We start from the raw sequence: 16067 nt of genomic DNA on the forward strand, positions 1-16067 counted from the left end.
CGTTAACCTGTGGGCATTCGACGGCAAGGCTAATCAGCACTTGCTGACAATGCCACACAGTGACTGCAGCGCTCGGTTAGCCAGACTGCATTTGAGGGGGAGGTTCCCATGACCACACTATCGACCACGCTCGCCAAGCGCCTGGAAGATCCGCGTCTGTTCCGGCAGTACGCCTACGTGAACGGTAAGTGGACTCACGGGGAAGGCGGTCGCGAAGAGGCTGTCTATGACCCCGCTACCAATGAAGCCATTGGTCATATCCCGTTGCTGGAAGCCGAGCAGATAACCGCCGCTGTAGATGCCGCTGAAGCCGCTTTTGTACAGTGGCGGGCGCTACGCGCCGATGAGCGCTGCGAGCGCCTGCTGGCCTGGTATGACCTGATTCAAGCTAACCGTGAAGACCTTGCGACCATCATGACGCTGGAGCAGGGTAAGCCGCTGCCCGATGCCCGTGGGGAGGTGCAGTACGGTGCCAGTTTCGTGCGCTGGTTCGCCGAAGAGGGTAAGCGTACCTATGGCGAAACCATCCCCAGCCATATTCCCAACGCATCACTTGGTACCATTAAAGAGCCGGTGGGAATCGCGGCGATGATTACGCCATGGAACTTTCCGTTGGCGATGATTACCCGCAAAGCTGCGGCGGCGCTGGCAGCGGGCTGCCCGGTGATCGTCAAACCCGCCAATGAAACGCCCTTCTCGGCGTTGGCGCTGGCGGAGCTGGCCGAGCGTGCTGGGATTCCCGCGGGGATTTTCAATGTGGTGCTGGGCGATCCTGCGGAAGTCTCAAAGATTCTCTGCTCCGAATCGCGTATTCGGGCGTTGTCGTTCACCGGTTCCACCCGCGTGGGCCGTCTGCTGATTGAGCAGAGCGCTAATACCGTCAAGCGGCTCTCCCTGGAGTTGGGGGGCAATGCACCGTTTATCGTTGGGCCCGATATGGATCCCAAAGAGGCGGCCTTTGCAGCCATTGACGCCAAGTTCCAAACCGCTGGGCAGGACTGCTTGGCTGCTAATCGCATCCTGGTGCACGAATCTATCCATGATGAATTCGTAGAGCATTTCAGCGAGCGTATGGCGGCGCTTACCGTGGGCAATGGCCTCCACAGTGAGATAGACCTTGGCCCGTTGATTCACCGTCAGGCGGTAGAAAAGGCGGCCGCGATTGTCGATGACGCCATTTCCAAAGGCGCCAAGATGGTGGGGGGTGATCAAAGCCAAGCACCGGGGGAAAACTTCTTTATGCCGGTGATGCTGACCGGCGTGACGGCGCAGATGAAAGTGTGGCGGGAAGAGAACTTCGCGCCTGTGGCCGGGATCACCGCCTACAGCACCGACGACGAAGTGATTGAAATGGCCAACGACACCGAGTACGGCCTGGCGGCGTATATCTATACCCACGATATTCGCCGCATCTGGAAGCTGATGCGCGCCCTGGAGTACGGCATGGTCAGCGTTAACTCGGTTAAGATGACCGGCCCGCCGGTTCCCTTTGGTGGCGTGAAGCAGTCTGGCCTTGGCCGTGAAGGCGGTGCCACGGGTATCGATGAATACCTGGAAACGAAGTATTACTGCCTGGGCGCGCTGGGTTCGGTGTCGGGTAGTTAAGTCCGGGAACTTGAGTTGGCCTTGTGGGAGGCCGGCTCGGCCGGGCGAAGGCACCGTTAGGTGCCCAAAAATAAGTTCATCATTAATGAATAAAGCACCTCCCCGCTGACTGGAGAGGTTTACCGTACAGAGAGAACACTATGAGCTTGCATCAGGATTTGATCGAACGCGACCGTAAAGTCACTTTCCACGCCTCTACCCACTTGCGCGATTTCGCCCATGGCGATGCGCCGGGCCGCGTGATTACCGGCGGCAAAGGCATCAATATCGTGGATAAGGACGGCCGCGAATTTATCGACGGCTTTGCCGGGCTTTACTGCGTCAACATCGGCTACGGGCGCACCGAAGTCGCCGAGGCGATCTATAAGCAGGCACTTGAACTCTCTTACTACCATACCTACGTAGGTCACTCCAACGAGCCGCAGATCGAGCTTTCCGAGCGTATTCTAAAAATCGCCGGGATGAATATGTCCAAGGTTTACTACGGCATGTCGGGTTCTGATGCCAACGAAACCCAGCTCAAGATCGTACGCTACTACAACAACGTGCTGGGCCGTCCGCAGAAGAAAAAGGTTATCTCACGTATGCGTGGTTACCATGGTTCGGGCATTGCCTCGGGCTCGCTGACCGGCCTGAAAGCGTTCCACGACCACTTCGATCTGCCCATCGATACCATTCGCCATACCGAAGCGCCGCATTACTACCTGCGTGCCGCCGAACAGCACGGCATGACCGAGCTGGAGTTCTCTGCGTATTGCGCTGAGAAACTGGAAGCGATGATTCTGGAAGAAGGCCCGGATACCGTGGCCGCCTTTATCGGTGAGCCGGTACTGGGTACTGGCGGTATCGTACCGCCGCCGGAAGGCTACTGGGATGCCATTCAAAGCGTGCTGGCGAAGTATGACGTGCTGCTGATTGCCGATGAAGTGGTCTGTGGCTTTGGCCGTACCGGCTCTGACTTCGGTAGCCACCACTACAATATGAAGCCTGACCTGGTCACCATCGCCAAGGGCTTAACTAGCGCCTACCAGCCGCTCTCCGGCGTGATTGTGGGTGAGAAAGTCTGGCAGGTGCTGGAGCAGGGCACCGGTGAGTACGGCCCCATCGGCCACGGCTGGACCTACTCTGGCCACGCCCTGGGCTGTGCGGCAGGGCTAGCTAACCTGGATATCATCGAGCGTGAAAACCTGGTGGGTAACGCGTCGGAAACCGGTGCTTACTTCCAGCAGCAGCTAAAAGCCAATTTCGAAGGTCATCCGTTGCTGGGCGACGTTCGTGGTGTAGGCCTGATGGCGGCACTGGAGTTCTCTCCGGATGCCAAGCAGCGCCTGCACTTCGACCCAGCGCTTAAAGTTGGCCCTCGCGTGGCGGCTGCCGCCATGGAAGAGAACCTGATTGCCCGGGCCATGCCGCAAGGCGATATTCTCGGCTTTGCGCCGCCGCTGACCATTAATCGTGGTGAAGTGGACGAGATGATTGGCCGCGCCAAGCGCGCCATTGACCGGGTTACCGATGAGCTTACGCGCTCTGGCGACCTGAAAAGCGGTGAAAAAGAGGCCGCGTTTACGGTCTGACCGAGTGTCGTAGCCTTCTGAGCGCCGCTGCCTGTGCAGCGGCGCTTTTGTTATTGAAGGTGTCGTCTATGCTAAAGATATAAGCTGAACTCAGGTCACAATCAATTGAAAGTTAAGGAGTAGCCAACGATGCAACCGGTCTTAGCCTTCGATGTATACGGTACGCTGATCGATACCCAAGGCGTTACCGTTGAGCTCGAACATCGCCTAACGGATGCTTCCAAAGCTGGCGAATTTGCTCGCCGCTGGCGCGATAAGCAGCTTGAGTACAGCTTTCGCCACGGCCTGATGGGGGCTTACGTGCCGTTCTCGGAGTGCACCCGCGAAGCGCTGGTTTTTATTGACCGTGCACTGCAAACCGGGCTTTCGGATAATGACCAAGATCATCTGATGACGGTGTATGCTGAGCTGCCCGCGTTTGACGATGTAGTGCCTGCGCTCGATCAGCTTCGCGAAGCGGGCATACGCTGCGTGGCGTTTTCGAACGGCACAGCAGATGCCGTGTCCAAGTTACTCACTCGAGCAGGCGTTGAGAGCCATATGGACGATGTAATCAGCGCCGATGAGGTAAAACGCTTTAAGCCAGACCCCGCAGTGTACGCGCATTTGCGTAGCCGCTTAGAGACACGCCCCGAGCACACATGGTTGGTTTCCAGTAACCCTTTTGATGTGATTAGCGCCACCCACGCAGGCCTACGCAGTGCCTGGATACGGCGCAGTTCCGACGCCCCTTTCGACCCTTGGGGTGTCGAGCCGGATATGACGGTTACCGATCTAGAAGCATTGGCAGAGCGCATAATCCGCTAGGTTGTTAACCTACGTCGACAAGCCGCATAATGACGTACGCTTAACGACTTAGGAGATGACCATGTCAGAAAAAATTTACTGTGTTGCCGGTTTTAGGCCCAAACCTGGCAAAGAAGAAGCGGTATTCAAAGCGCTTCAGTCGTTAGAGCCGAACACCCACCGGGAAGATGCGTGCATTCACTACACCGTAACCCGGCAGATTGATAACCCCTTCGCCCAGGGCACCAGTTATCCGATTGTTTTTCATGAAATCTGGGCCAGTCGCGAAGAGTTTGAAGCCCATTGTCAGCGCAAAGAGATTCAAGACTTCTTTGCCAAGCACGTTGAAGCGCCGGATGGCGATATCGAAGATGCCAACGTGTGTGTTTATACCGACGAACCATGGAATTTTGACGCGCCCAAGGTTTAAGCGAATCAAGGTTTCAGTGAAAAAGGAGCCAACATGACCGATAAAAAGATGAACGTCGAGAGCTTTAACCTGGATCACACCAAGGTAAAAGCCCCGTACGTTCGGTTAGCCGATATTAAAGAAGGCCAGAACGGCGACCGTATTCATAAATATGACTTGCGTATCTGCCAGCCCAATAAAGAGCATATGGAGATGCCGGCACTGCACTCCCTTGAGCACTTGATGGCTGAGCTGTCGCGCAATCACACCGATAAAGTGGTCGATATCAGCCCCATGGGCTGCCAAACCGGCTTCTACATCGCAATGATTAACCACGACGACTACGACGGTGTGATCACTATCATCGAACAAACCCTAAACGATGTGCTAGAAGCCACCGAAGTACCTGCCTGCAACGAGATGCAGTGCGGCTGGGCCGCCAGCCACAGCCTGGAAGGCGCTAAAGAATTGGCCAAAGGCCTACTGGCCAAGCGTAGTGAGTGGACTGAAGTGTTCGCCTAAGCGCTATGTGGCAGCAAAAGGTCGTTAGACGGCGCCTCCCCCTTGTTACATATAGCAAAGGGGAGGCGTTTTTATTGAGCGTGCTTTAACGAATGGAAAACGCCGACCAACAGTGACATGCTGGCGCATTGAAAGCATTTTTTCATGGGGGAGGCGTTACTATGCTGTTGGACACGTGGCTTTTATACCTAATCGCCTGCCTTGGCCTTTCGCTTTCGCCTGGGCCAAACGGCCTGCTGGCGCTGACCCACGGTGCGCTACATGGCAGCCGTAGAACCCTGTTTACCATCGTAGGCGGCGCCACAGGATTTATGCTGATTATTGCCCTGTGCATGTTTGGCATTGGTGCGCTGCTTAAGTCGTCGGTGGTGTGGTTAACAGTGCTGAAATGGGTCGGTGGGGGGTATCTTATTTGGCTGGGTATCCAGGTATGGCGCTCGCCGCCGATTACGGGCGAGGTGGATGTGAGCGCAAGCCAAGCGAGCGGGTGGCATCTGTACCGCCAGGGGGTGCTGGCATCGGTTACCAACCCCAAGGTACTGTTATTTTTTAGCGCTTTTCTACCTCAGTTTATCGACCCACAGCGCAGTTTGATGCTGCAATATTTCGTGCTGGCAGGCACCTTTGTGGCTATTGAATGTATGGTTGAAGGCCTGCTCGCCAATATGGCTAACCGCATTCGCCACTGGCTGAAGCGTGTTGGCCGCGGCTTCAATCGCACTTGCGGCGGCATCTTCGTTGCCATCGGGGCTGCGTTGCCGCTGAGGACATAAGGCACCTGGAAGCGACGGTTTTTTACACTTCCCCCACTTACCTGTATCAACGTCATTAGCTGCCGGTATTTAGTTGTAAAGGCGGCGCATTCCTGTGCATGAAATTGATGATGCTAAATATGCGTATCGGCAGCGAGCAGTTCGATAGAGTTGGCGACGTTGCGTGCATCGTGAAGAATTCTGTTCACGATGGCATCAATTTCATTGACGCTGGATTGGCTGACCTTGCCTTGTTCGATGACTTGTTGCATGGCTTGGGTCGTGTGTTCCACCAGACTGCTATTGTCATTCAGCACCTGGGTTATTTGAGCCACCGCCTCAGTGGCTCCCTTGGCGAGCTGCCGTACCTCGTTGGCAACCACCGCAAAACCTCGCCCCTGCTCGCCCGCACGGGCGGCTTCCACGGCAGCGTTAAGCGAGAGCAGGTTAGTTTGGCTGGCAATTTTCGCAATTGATGCGGTAATTGTATTGATGCTTTGAGACTGCTTATGCAGAGCATCAATCAGTTCCTGGGCTTTGGAAAGGGTTTGTGCTGCCTGTTCAGCCCCTTTCACCATTTCATCCAGATGATCGAGACTATCTTTTGCGGTTTGCTCAATTTGTGATGTACTACTTTGCGCAGAGCTGATTGTCCCGGATGTCGCAGTGGCTTTTTCGACCAGAGGCGTGATGTCGCTGGCGAATTTGACGACTTCAATGACATTGCCCTCCGCGTCCGTGACTGGGTTATAGGTTGCTTCAAGCCATACTGACTTGCCTTGTGCATCTACTCGTTCAAAGCGGCCGCTGGTGAACTTACCGCTGGCAAGCCCTTGCCAGAACGTGGGCTGCTGGCGATAGAAATCGGGCCGACAAAACATCTTGTGGTGCTTGCCCACCAGTGCTTCCCTGCGGTAGCCCATGACTTTCTCGAAGTTGTTGTTCACATCCAGTATATAGCCTTCCGGGGAGAACTCGATCACGGCCATGGAACGATGTAGCGCATGTAACAGCGCATCCTGATGCCTGGCTTCCTGATGGCTGGCGGTGACTTCATTCGCCACCTTGATGATCTCAGTGACCTTCCCCGTGCGAGTACAGATAGGCAGATAGGTTGCTTCAAGCCATACCTCTTCGCCATTCTCTCTAAAGCGACGAAAACGCCCATGGTGGCTTTTACCAGCGGCAAGCGAGAGCCAAAATGAGTGGTACGCTGGGCGTTGTGCTTCGGCATGATCGCAGAAGATACGGTGATGTTGTCCTTTGATGTCCTGCAGGTGGTAACCCATAACCTCAAGAAACGGCTGGCTGGCGTGCTTGATAACTCCCTGTGGTGTAAAGAAAATACAGGCTGTGTGATTTAGTAATGCTTCATAGAGAGATACATTAAGAAAATGGTTGAACATTTGGCCCTCTCTGTATTTTTAGTGGGGTTATGCTATGTTCAGGCGGAGGTAGTGAACTAAAATTACTATGGCAGGTTTTTAAAAAAAATCTAACTTTTTAAATTGTCTATTATTTGGAGATGCTGTTTCTTTATATTTTACATGGGCTTGTGTTTTTTAAATCGTGGGGGGTAATTAGCTCATTAAAGCATGTTGGTTAACTTTCTTTGAGTTTCTTTATTATCTTTAGACTAAAGTTTAATTATTAGTTTGTTTTTGTGATGGTAAAGCTTGATTGGGTCAGTGATAAAGTATAGCTTGGCCGGTGATGAACGATGACCCAAAGCGGCGGAAGGAAGAATTGTCATGTTAAACAAACGATGGCAATACATCAGTCAATACAAACTGACCCATGACGTTGACACGGATGCACTTGATAAGCTGGTCGCCTCTATAGCCGATTTCTTTGAATTTCCCATTGCAATGATTTCGATTATTGGTCAGCAGCAGTGGTTTATTGCAAAAGCAGGCTTGAATGTCGACATTACCTCGTTAGAGGATGCTTTTTGCCGTCATGTAGCCTCACTGCGTTCACCGCTTGTCATTGAAGATGCAAGCCTGCATCCGGATTTCCGTGACAATCTGCTTGTTGTTGCGAAGCCGAAAATCCGTTTTTATGCGGGAGTACCGCTGATAGCTGGTGGCCGAGAGGTTGGTGCTGTCTGTTTGCTGGATAACCAACCCAATAAGCTTTCCCCCAAGGATCTGCGCTTTCTGGAATCGCTTGGTTATTTTATCAGTGGCTATATTCGTCTTATCGGGGAGCAGGGGGGCGGGCTCAGAGGTGCTGATTTTGCAACGATGATTGAGTCTGCTGATGTAGGCGTTTGGGACTGGGAAATTGTCAACGATTACAATGTGTTCAACCAGCATTGGTGTGAACTGCTAGGTCTGCGGCTGGACGAGGTCGAAAGCCGTTCCCGATTCTGGAAAAGCCTGGTGCATGATGAGGATGCCCCTCAACTCAACAGGGAGATCAGCGCCCACCTGGCCGAGGAGGGCGCAGTGCTCAACGTGGAATATCGCATGCGTCATGCCCAGGGGCACTGGGTGTGGGTTAACACCTGTGGTCGTGTAGTGGCTAACGACAGTAACGGGCGTCCGCTGCGAATGACCTGTGTGACACGTGATATTTCAGAAAGGAAGCGGGCTGAGCTGCGTGAGCAAAAGCAGGTACAGCTACTGAATTTTATGAATCGGGCGCAAAGCGTTTTTCTTCATGAAAAGAATATTCGCCACTCCTGCGAGCTTATTTTCGATGAGCTCCTTTCGCTTGCGGAGAGCCAGTTTGGGTTCATTGGGCAAGTGGTGGTGCAAGAAACAGGCGAAAAATCACTGTTTATACACGCACTTTCCAATATCAGCTGGAGTGCAGAAACAAATGAGCAGTATCGTGCCTACCAGCGTGGTGAACTGTTCTTCAACAGCCTGGATAACCTTTTTGGCCATGTCATCACTAGCGGTGGTGTGGTAATGGCGAACCAGCCTCGGCATCACCACGCTTCTAGAGGAACGCCGGCAGGGCATCCACCGTTACTTCGCTTTTTAGGGCTGCCTATCAAGATTGGTGATGAAACGGTAGGAATGATTGGGCTGGCAAATAAAGAAGAGGATTACACCGACGAAGACGCCCAGTTTCTTCACCCCTTGTTAGATACATTGGTGGCACTGTTTTATGCATTGGAAGTAGAAAAATCAAGATTGAATGCAGAACAGAAGTTACGCTACTTAGCTGAAACGGATGTGTTGACGAAACTGCCCAACCGTCGAGCCTTTATAGAACGTGTACATGGTTTTTATTCTCAATCATCCGTCTTTACTATTGCCATTATTGATATTGACTATTTTAAGTCAATTAATGACAAGTATGGGCATCAAGTGGGGGACGAGGTGTTGCAGGAAGTCGCTTTTCGCTTAAGTAGCTACCTGCGATCTGATGATCTCATTGCCCGCATGGGCGGAGAAGAGTTCGGTTTGTGCCTGTATGATACCCAAGGTGCGCCGACGCTTGAGGCGTTGCGAAAAGCGATAGCCGCAGAGCCTGTATGGACGAGTGAAGGTGAAGTCTATGTGACCGTCAGTATTGGCGCGAGCCAAGTGGTGCCCAGCGGCTGTACCGATCATTGGGAGGCTGATTTACGCCATGCTGACCTTGCGTTGTATCGCGCAAAAAATGAGGGGCGTAATCGTGTTAAGTGGCATATACCAAGCGTGATGACGAGTCTAACATGAGCATTCCTTTTATCATCAAGCCTGACCGTTTGTTGAAAAGCGGACTTCTCGCCTGTGCGGGATCATTGACAGCCGGAAAACTTACCCCTATAAACGCCTGACAACCCACCACCCTAGGCGACCATGTTCCTCCTAATCACGATTGCTACCCTTTCAATCGCGTTCTCGTTTTTATGTTCCATCCTTGAAGCGGCGCTTCTTTCAATTACGCCCAGCTACATTGCTAAGCAGAAAGAAGACAACCCCAAGCTGCACGCCTCGCTTACGCGCCTGAAGGCTAATATCGACCGGCCCCTAGCCGCTATTTTGACGCTCAATACGATTGCCCATACTGTGGGTGCAACTGCTGTGGGGGCTCAAGCGGCGGTCGTGTTTGGCGAAGCCTCTATTGCCATCGTTTCGGCAGTAATGACAATGGCGATTTTAATACTGTCGGAAATTATTCCTAAAACCATAGGCGCGACGTACTGGCGCGGCTTGTCACCGTATTTGCCACGCCTGTTAAACCCGATGATCATTGGCTTGCTGCCTTTTATCTGGATGTCGGAGCAGATCACCCGCCGGCTAGGTAAGTCAGAGCATGACGTCGATCTGCGTGATGAAATTAAAGTACTTGCCCGCGTCGGCCTGGAAGAGAAGGTTCTGGACGAGGACGAGTCGCGCACCATTATCAATATGCTCAACTTGCACGATATCGTCGTCAGCAAAGCGATGACGCCGCGCACGGTGTGTGAAACCGTTTTGCCTGACATGACCGTGAAAACGTTCGATGAGCAGTATGGCAAAGCACCGTTTACGCGCTTCCCAGTGATGGACAACGGTGAGCAGGCCTTTGGTTATGTGCATAAAGCAGATATGTACCACGCTGACGATGCCAAAACGATGCGCGAGTTGATGCATCCGATTGGCAGCGTGGACGTCTCACATAACATCGAGCAGGTATTCACCTCTATGCTAAAAGATCACCTGCACATGCGGGTTGTCTACGACGAGCATGGCACTTTTGTAGGTTTAATCACGTTAGAAGACATTATCGAAACCATTCTGGGGCAAGATATTGTTGATGAGACCGACAATGTGGCCAATCTACGCCACTATGCTAAACAGCAGTGGATCAAGCGGGTTAAACGGGAAGATAAAGCTGCCAAAGCAGCCGAGTAATCCCAAAGAAGGTGCTCTCTGTTGTTGATTTAAAGCGGCGCCTTGGGGCGCCGTTCTGCTTTTACAGGCATTTATATTCAGGCTTTTACGCCGTTAGACTACGCTTGGCAGAGCGAGTGAACGTTGTACTACGACTCGCTGTCTTAGCGCTAAATGATCTATAGTGAAGGTGTTGAAAGTCAAATAAGCTATTAGGGCGTCTAACGCCCATTAAGGAGGAAAGCATGTCATTACGTATTAATGCAGTCGTGCCCGATTTCGAAGCGGAGACGAGCCAAGGGCCGATTCGTTTTCATGACTGGATTGGCGACAGCTGGGCGATCCTGTTTTCGCATCCTAAAGACTTTACCCCGGTTTGCACGACAGAATTCGGTGCCGTCGCGCAGCTGAGCGCAGAGTGGAAGAAACGTGGCACCAAAGTAATCGGTGTTTCCGTGGATGGTGTTGAAGACCACAAACGCTGGGGCAATGACATCCAAACCGTCAGCGGCAGCGAAGTCGATTTTCCGATCATCGCCGACGACGGTCTTACGGTGTCAAAGCTGTATGACATGCTGCCGGAAGATGCCTACCTGCCCGATGGCCGCACGCCAGCAGACAGCGCAACGGTGCGCTCGGTGTTTATTATCGGGCCGGATAAGCAGTTGAAGCTTTCCATGACCTATCCAATGACCGTAGGGCGTAACTTTGCGGAAATCCTACGCGCCCTGGATGCATTGCAAACCACGACGAAACACGGCGTTGCCACCCCAGCTGATTGGACGATAGGTCAGGACGTGATTATTCCGCCTAGCGTTTCTGACGCCGATGCCAAGCAGAAGTATGGCGAGTATGAAACGGTTCTGCCTTACCTGCGTAAGACGCCACTGCGTTAATTGCGTTAGTAGAATAGTGTAAAAAGCGAAAAGCCAGCGCCTATGCGCTGGCTTTTGCATGGGCCATCAAGTGGACTCTATACAATGTTTTTGTCGGGCGTACGTAGGAGTTCGCTGACGGAGAAGCGAAGCAGGAGAGAGTAGTGGTTTGCAGCACTTAGCCGAAAAAGCTAATCGTCTAGCGTTTTGCGGGAAGAGATTCGCGAGGCGGGGTGGTGGTCGCTAATGTTGTGCAACAGATCGAATTGGCGGGCGCAGTGACGGCAATCCCGGCACATCGACAGGTGAAGACGAAGAGCCATCTTTTCACGCAATGTTAATATTTTGTCCTGTTTTAAAGACATCAACCTCGTGGCTTCGCGGCACATAAGCATATCAGGTTCCCCTCAGCTAATTTAACCAACCATGATCCAAGCACTCTCTTAGCCGTAAACGCGCACGGTGTAAGATGACCCAGCAGTTGGTTTCAGTAATGCCGGTTTCCTTACAGATCTCTGTGGTGGAGAGCCCCATGAGTTCACGCAAGGTAAATACGCGTGCGATATTCTCCGGTAAGGCTATCAAGCAGGCATCAAATACTTGCCAAAAACGCTGGTTTTCTAACACCTGCTCAGGCTCTCCCCAGTGGCTGGGGCGGGCAGCGCTTTGCCAGTGACCATTCTGTTGAAATAGACGGTCAAGGGTGTCGTCATCTAAGTCCAGGCCTAACGGTTGCCAAGTACCTTGACGGCGCTGTTGACGCAGTTGATCCAGAATTTTGTATTTTAATATGCCAAATACCCAGGTCTCGAACTCGGAGCGCCCTTCAAAGGTGGCGCTTTTCTCAAAGGCGGTGAGCAGGGTCTCCTGTACAGCATCTTCAGCGGCGGTAGAGTCGCGTAACTGCAGGCGCGCAAAGGCCACTAAGCGGGGTCGTAGCTTGGTAAAGTGGGCGGCGGCGAACGTAGCGGAATGAGGCACGAGAATCCCCTTTTAATGTTCCCAAGGCGCACTACTGACATCGCGCTAATGAAAACCATCGTTATTTATTCATTAGGCATTAATGCGTTAAAGTACGTGTTGATACCACGTTAGACAACAACGTGTCGTTCTCTTTGATGCCTTTCTGAATGCCAACCGAGTTTATGCTGTCCATGGAAAATACGTTGTTATTAGGGTTTTTGGGCAGCTTAATTGCTGGATTGTTGACGGCGGTAGGTGCGCTACCGGTGCTGCTAGGTAAAACGCCTAGCCGTGGCTTTCGTGATTTGGCGTTAGGTTTTGCGGCGGGGGTAATGCTGGCAGCGTCATTCTTTTCGCTGATTATTCCAGCGCTTGAAGCTGCGGAAATCTATTATCCCGGTGGCCCCGTGCCTGCCGCGATTGTTTGTGCGGCTATTTTGTTAGGAATGGGCGCGATTGCGCTGCTTAACGAGCATCTGCCCCATGAGCATTTTGCCCAGGGCCGTGAAGGGCCGGAGGCTGCATCGCTTCGCCGGGTGTGGCTGTTTGTGTTTGCGATTACTATCCACAACCTGCCGGAAGGCATGGCAGTGGGCGTTGGCTTTGGGGCCAATGGGTTAGAGGGCGGTATGCCCCTGGCGATCGGTATTGGCTTACAGAACATGCCAGAAGGACTCGCCGTTGCGGTCGCCTTAATGGGCGAGGGCTACTCAAAGTGGCGCTCCTGGTCGATTGCTGCGCTAACCGGCCTAATCGAGCCCGTTGGCGGGCTATTTGGTGCCAGTATTGTCAGCGTTTCCCAAATACTGCTGCCCTGGGGCCTGGCCTTTGCCGCCGGCGCGATGCTGTACGTGATCAGCCACGAAATCATCCCCGAAACCCACCGCTGCGGGCACCAGAAAAAAGCCACCTTTGGCTTGGCGATGGGGCTGGTGATTATGCTGTTCTTGGATGTGTGGCTGGGTTAATTGCGCGTTAACCTATGACATCCGCGCCACCGTGAGGCCCCGTTTGATGGCACAACCGGTGGTCGCTGAGTACGTCAATAATATGGCACTGGCCAACATTGCCCCCCGCACATTGATTGATCATGCGTTTGAGCTCATCGCGTACCGAGGTGAGTCGTGCAAGTCGTGCCTCGACCTCGGCTAGGTGACGCTTCGCTAGCGTGTCTACCTCTTCGCAGGGCATAGTGGGGTAATCCGCCATTTGTAACAGCTCCCGGACTGCCTCCACCGAAAAGCCAAAATCCCGCGCATGGCGAATAAACGTCAAACGGCGGATAGCAGCAGTAGTGTAGCGCCGCTGATTGCCTTCGTTGCGCGGTGCTGAAGGCAGTAGCCCAATCTGTTCGTAGTAGCGCACCGTTTCTGGCTTGCAGCCGGACTCGCGTGCCAGCTCACCAATGCCGATATAACGCTCAGTGGCAGTTGGCTCAGGGGTTTGATCTTTCATTACTTGAACCTCTAGTGACTACAGGTATTACGCTGCTCCTAAGATAGACTAACTTGGAGCAAAGAGCGATGAGTACGACCACACCGGCTAAAACCTCTGCAGTTTCTCCGTCGCCGACCACCCTGCGCGTGCAAGGTATGGACTGCGGTGGCTGCGAACGTAAAGTTGAGGCGGCGCTAAATCGTTTAAACCATGTTGAACATGTTTCCGCGAGTTCTGTCACCGGCTCGGTGCGATTAACCGCACCGCCCGGTAAGACCCTGCCACATTCCGATATTGAGTCAACGATCACGGCTCTGGGCTACCAGGTAATCGATGAGTCGGTGAACACAACTGAATCGGAAAAGTCGTCCTCATGGTGGCAGTCGCCTAAAGGGCGTTTGGTGATTGTCAGTGGTGTATTGCTGGCGCTTGCCTGGGGGCTTAAATTCGCCTGGCCCACCCTGGGCAGTTGGCCGTTCATCGCCGCAACGGTCGTTGGTCTTGTGCCGGTTATTCAGCGTGCTTGGCAGGCGCTTAAGATGGGTAACCCTTTCACCATTGAAATGCTGATGAGCATCGCAGCCCTAGGGGCACTGGCGATAAACGCCGCCGCTGAAGCGGCAGTGGTGGTGTTTCTATTTGCAGTGGGGGAGATGCTGGAAGGCGTTGCCGCCGCTCAGGCGCGCCGCAGTATTTCGGCGCTTTCCAAGCTGACTCCCTCTACTGCGCGGTTGATGGAGCAGGGCGAAGCTCGGGAAGTTGCTGCCGCGTCTCTGGTGCCGGGGCAACGAGTGCAGGTACGCCCTGGCGACCGTCTGCCCTGTGACGGGCAAATTATTGCCGGTCACTCCTCGATTGATGAATCGCCTGTGAATGGTGAGTCGGTGCCACGGGAGCGTAGCGAAGGCGAGTCAGTATTTGCTGGCACCGTCAATCTGGATGGCGTGCTTGAAGTTGAGGTAACCCGCAGCGCTGAAAACAACACCATCGCCCGAGTGATTAAGCTCGTGGAGGAGGCTCAGGCGGCCAAAGCACCGGTGGCGCGTTTTATTGACCGCTTTGCGTTTTACTATATGCCTGCGGTCGTCGGGGTGGCGCTGCTGGTCGCTATCGTACCGCCGCTGGTATCGACGATGCTGTGGTCGGAATCCATCTATCGCGCCCTAGCGCTACTGCTTATTGCTTGCCCCTGTGCGCTGGTGATTTCGACGCCCGCGGCCATTGCAGCCGGGTTATCGGTGGGCGCTCGCAACGGTCTGCTGATGAAAGGCGGTGCGGTATTAGAGCAGTTAGGCAAACTCAAGCGGGTCGCGCTGGATAAAACCGGCACGCTAACCGCGGGCAAACCCACCGTGACGGATGTAGAGAGCCTTGAAGCGGGTAGCCGTCTTGATAAAAGCCGTTGCGCTGAGATAGTGCGTCTTGCTGCCGCTCTGGAGCAGGGCTCGAGCCACCCCCTCGCTGTGGCGATCAGTGACTATTATGACCGGCAGGAGGGGGCTTCGGTACCTACTGTGCAAGGTGCTCGTGCGCTAGCAGGGCAGGGCGTTGCCGGACATGTCGAAGGACGTGAGTTAATGCTGGTGAGCCCGCGCTATTTACAATCTTTCACCCAGCACACCGGTGAGATAAAAGCCCGTATTGCGGCGTTGGAAGCGCAGGGCAAAAGCTTGGCCATATTGCTAGAAAGAGGGATAGAAAGAGGGATAGAAGGAGAGGACGGGATAGAAAGTGAGCGCCTATTAGGACTAATCGCTCTGCGTGATGAACCCCGTGAAGATGCTCGCGAAGGTCTTCAAGCGTTAGAGCGCCTAGGTGTGCAAGCCGTGATGCTCAGCGGTGATAATGCCCGCACCGTGGCGGCCATTGGTGAACAGTTGGGCATTGAAGCAGAAGGCGAGCTGATGCCGGAAGATAAAGCCCAGCGCGTGCGCGAGTGGCAGGCGCAAGGGCTTGGGCCAGTGGGTAAAGTGGGCGATGGTATTAACGATGCACCAGCACTCGCAGCGGCAGAAGTGGGTATTGCCATGGGTAGCGGTACCGATGTGGCGCTTGAAACCGCCGACGCCGCGCTGCTTAAAAACCGCGTAGGTGGGATAGCCGAGATGATCGCACTTTCCCGGGCGACCATGCGCAATGTAAAAACCAACGTGGCCTTGGCGCTTGGCTTCAAGGCGCTGTTTTTGGTCTCTACGGTGCTGGGGATTACAGGGATGTGGGTCGCGGTAATGGCTGACACTGGGGCGACCGTGCTGGTCACCCTCAATGCATTGTACTTATTGCGTTACCGCTTTAATGAAATTGGCTAGAAAGCGATCAGCTAGAAA

Annotated in this window: 15 protein-coding genes; 11 read left to right on the forward strand and 4 right to left on the reverse strand. The window is 53.6% G+C overall.

The window, feature by feature from the left end; translation table 11 throughout:
* Positions 1–108 precede the first annotated feature (108 nt).
* The 6 genes from E0L35_RS06325 to E0L35_RS06350 all read left to right on the forward strand — a co-directional run bounded on the left by E0L35_RS06325 (position 109) and on the right by E0L35_RS06350 (position 5669).
* Positions 109–1605, forward strand: a complete 1497-nt coding sequence (locus tag E0L35_RS06325) for an NAD-dependent succinate-semialdehyde dehydrogenase (RefSeq protein WP_138799891.1) — start codon at positions 109–111, stop codon at positions 1603–1605.
* Between the two features lie 140 nt (positions 1606–1745).
* A complete protein-coding gene (locus tag E0L35_RS06330) occupies positions 1746–3179 on the forward strand; it encodes an aspartate aminotransferase family protein (RefSeq protein ID WP_009287349.1) in 1434 nt (477 codons plus the stop codon).
* 129 nt (positions 3180–3308) lie between these two features.
* Positions 3309–3986 (forward strand): haloacid dehalogenase type II, encoded by a 678-nt coding sequence (locus E0L35_RS06335; protein WP_138799892.1) that lies wholly within the window; start codon positions 3309–3311, stop codon positions 3984–3986.
* Positions 3987–4047: 61 nt separating this feature from the next.
* Positions 4048–4395 carry an antibiotic biosynthesis monooxygenase gene (locus tag E0L35_RS06340; protein WP_027958049.1) on the forward strand — a complete coding sequence of 116 codons (348 nt, stop codon included), beginning with the start codon at positions 4048–4050 and terminating at the stop codon, positions 4393–4395.
* A 33-nt stretch (positions 4396–4428) separates the two neighbouring features.
* Entirely contained in the window at positions 4429–4896 is a 468-nt protein-coding gene (locus tag E0L35_RS06345) for an S-ribosylhomocysteine lyase (RefSeq protein ID WP_022522331.1), read from the forward strand.
* A 161-nt stretch (positions 4897–5057) separates the two neighbouring features.
* Complete coding sequence (locus tag E0L35_RS06350; protein ID WP_138799893.1) at positions 5058–5669, forward strand: LysE family transporter; 612 nt, start codon at positions 5058–5060, stop codon at positions 5667–5669.
* 113 nt (positions 5670–5782) lie between these two features.
* Here the strand turns inward: E0L35_RS06350 and E0L35_RS06355 are convergent, their stop codons facing one another.
* Positions 5783–7054 (reverse strand): PAS domain-containing methyl-accepting chemotaxis protein, encoded by a 1272-nt coding sequence (locus tag E0L35_RS06355; RefSeq protein WP_138799894.1) that lies wholly within the window; start codon positions 7052–7054, stop codon positions 5783–5785.
* 345 nt (positions 7055–7399) lie between these two features.
* Here E0L35_RS06355 and E0L35_RS06360 point away from each other — a divergent pair, with 345 nt between their 5' ends.
* The 3 genes from E0L35_RS06360 (at position 7400) to E0L35_RS06370 (ending at position 11361) form a co-directional block, all read left to right on the forward strand.
* Positions 7400–9325 (forward strand): diguanylate cyclase, encoded by a 1926-nt coding sequence (locus tag E0L35_RS06360; RefSeq protein ID WP_138799895.1) that lies wholly within the window; start codon positions 7400–7402, stop codon positions 9323–9325.
* Between the two features lie 123 nt (positions 9326–9448).
* Complete coding sequence (locus E0L35_RS06365) at positions 9449–10486, forward strand: CNNM domain-containing protein (RefSeq protein WP_009287346.1); 1038 nt, start codon at positions 9449–9451, stop codon at positions 10484–10486.
* Between the two features lie 224 nt (positions 10487–10710).
* Positions 10711–11361: a peroxiredoxin gene (locus tag E0L35_RS06370; RefSeq protein ID WP_022522333.1), complete on the forward strand. Its 651-nt coding sequence runs from the start codon at positions 10711–10713 to the stop codon at positions 11359–11361.
* A gap of 170 nt (positions 11362–11531) precedes the next feature.
* On the opposite strand, the gene E0L35_RS26830 is transcribed toward E0L35_RS06370, so the two are convergent.
* Both E0L35_RS26830 and E0L35_RS06380 read right to left on the reverse strand, forming a co-directional pair.
* Positions 11532–11735: a zf-HC2 domain-containing protein gene (locus E0L35_RS26830; protein ID WP_081742556.1), complete on the reverse strand. Its 204-nt coding sequence runs from the start codon at positions 11733–11735 to the stop codon at positions 11532–11534.
* A gap of 16 nt (positions 11736–11751) precedes the next feature.
* Positions 11752–12321: a sigma-70 family RNA polymerase sigma factor gene (locus E0L35_RS06380; protein WP_027958046.1), complete on the reverse strand. Its 570-nt coding sequence runs from the start codon at positions 12319–12321 to the stop codon at positions 11752–11754.
* 173 nt (positions 12322–12494) lie between these two features.
* Here E0L35_RS06380 and E0L35_RS06385 point away from each other — a divergent pair, with 173 nt between their 5' ends.
* Positions 12495–13271: a ZIP family metal transporter gene (locus E0L35_RS06385; protein WP_027958045.1), complete on the forward strand. Its 777-nt coding sequence runs from the start codon at positions 12495–12497 to the stop codon at positions 13269–13271.
* Between the two features lie 7 nt (positions 13272–13278).
* Here E0L35_RS06385 and E0L35_RS06390 read toward each other — a convergent pair whose 3' ends face one another.
* Complete coding sequence (locus E0L35_RS06390) at positions 13279–13758, reverse strand: helix-turn-helix domain-containing protein (RefSeq protein WP_022522335.1); 480 nt, start codon at positions 13756–13758, stop codon at positions 13279–13281.
* 68 nt (positions 13759–13826) lie between these two features.
* Between E0L35_RS06390 and E0L35_RS06395 the strand changes: the two genes are divergently transcribed.
* A complete protein-coding gene (locus tag E0L35_RS06395) occupies positions 13827–16049 on the forward strand; it encodes a heavy metal translocating P-type ATPase (protein ID WP_138799896.1) in 2223 nt (740 codons plus the stop codon).
* The last annotated feature ends 18 nt before the right edge of the window (positions 16050–16067 follow it).

Origin of the sequence: Halomonas sp. ATBC28, from assembly GCF_005937175.1 — a bacterium.
Taxonomy (GTDB): Bacteria; Pseudomonadota; Gammaproteobacteria; order Pseudomonadales; family Halomonadaceae; genus Vreelandella; species Vreelandella titanicae.